This is a genomic window from Desulfomicrobium macestii (assembly GCF_014873765.1).
Lineage (GTDB): Bacteria > Desulfobacterota > Desulfovibrionia > Desulfovibrionales > Desulfomicrobiaceae > Desulfomicrobium > Desulfomicrobium macestii.
In genome coordinates, this window is record NZ_JADBGG010000093.1 from 1 (window position 1) to 1,412 (window position 1,412).

The 1,412-nt window shown below is 59.4% G+C and carries 1 pseudogene; it reads right to left on the minus strand.

Features of this window, described 5'->3' with window-relative positions:
- Positions 1-1,379 (minus strand): annotated as a pseudogene (locus tag H4684_RS20480) (S-layer family protein); the annotation flags it as partial.
- Between the last annotated feature and the right edge of the window lie 33 nt (positions 1,380-1,412).

The window sequence follows — 1,412 nt, forward strand, 5'->3', positions numbered from 1 at the left end:
TAGACAACGGGAACCAGCACCTCATGCCCTTCCACCACGCGGGTTTCGAGCCAGACGATGTCCGAGGCCAGGGCCGCGACCTGTTCCGCGCTCAGGGCCACGCCAACGCTCAGATTCAATTCTTCCCGGGCGGCGATGGCGTTGTCCATGAGCGCGAGCATCTGCTCTGCGTCGCCCGACAGGGACTCCGAAAGAAAACGCCCCCCCGTGAGGGCGAAAATCTGCTCGCGCACCAGCCGGGTTTCATGGAAGGCGTCGCCTAAAAGCTGCTGCCGCGTCTTGCTCAGATCAATGCCCGTTTGGCGCAGGAAATAGTCGGACCCATAAAACAGGGCCATGCTGGTCAGGGCCGGATTGGTTTCGATGAGATAGCGGTGGCCGGGAGTCGTGTTGACGATGAACAGGCCGTCCCTCGGCAGAAAGCCGATCAGGTCGTCAAGATGGGCCACACTTTGATCCAGGCTCTCCGGCCTGGGCGGGGCGATGACGCTGCCGCTTGAACCGATGCCGCCGTCATAGGATATGGACCCGATCCCTCCGGAGGCCATCCCCGAATTTTCCGAAATGCCGTTCATGGCATGGTCCGCGCTGATCAAAACCCTGCCACCCGCGCTTATGGTGCCGTAGGCATGGTCGATTGCGGTCCTGACCACCTCCGTTCCACGCCCTTCCACAACCAGTCGCGGACTTTGGTGCTCGTTGGCATGCGCCCGGGCCCATTCAATAGTCCGATGTTCAAAGATATCCTGACCTGCGTTTTCAAAGGAATCGGCAACGATGGATATGTCGCCGGTGGCAGTGGAGATCCGGCTGACATGATTGCTCAAAGATTCTGCCTCGATATCCACGTTGACGGCGGCCGCGATATTTGCGCCGCTTTCAAGACCCGTGACCTCATCCCGGGTTATGGATTCAAGATAGGCGGCGACCTTGGATCTGTCCTTATAGTGCTGGACAGCCATGTATATGCCCCGGTCGACCACCCGGCTCTTCAGGCTGGAGACCGCCGCGATATCTTCGGAAGTTCCGCCGTAAAGCGCGAAACGCGCCTCGGCGGCGGCAATGGCCGCATCCAGTTCCGAACGCGGGATCACGTTGCGATCAAGGCCAAATCCGAGAACGTACAGTTCGGCCGGAGTGATGATCAGGGCGTTGCGTTCGCTTGAAACCGCACTGGAACCCGGCAACATCCGGTAGAGATCCTGGGCCTGATCCCATTTGTCGCCGAAAAAGGAAAAAATCCCTCCCTTGCGGCTCAAGACCTGCGTTCCCGGCGTCAGCGCAAAATCCGGATTGGTGTTTTTCACCACCTTGGCGCGGATGGACATGCTGCCTTCCAGGGTCTCGATGGTGCCCGAATCGTTCTTCAATTCGAGCATGCGACTCCCGGCGCTCAAACCTTCCAGCACCAT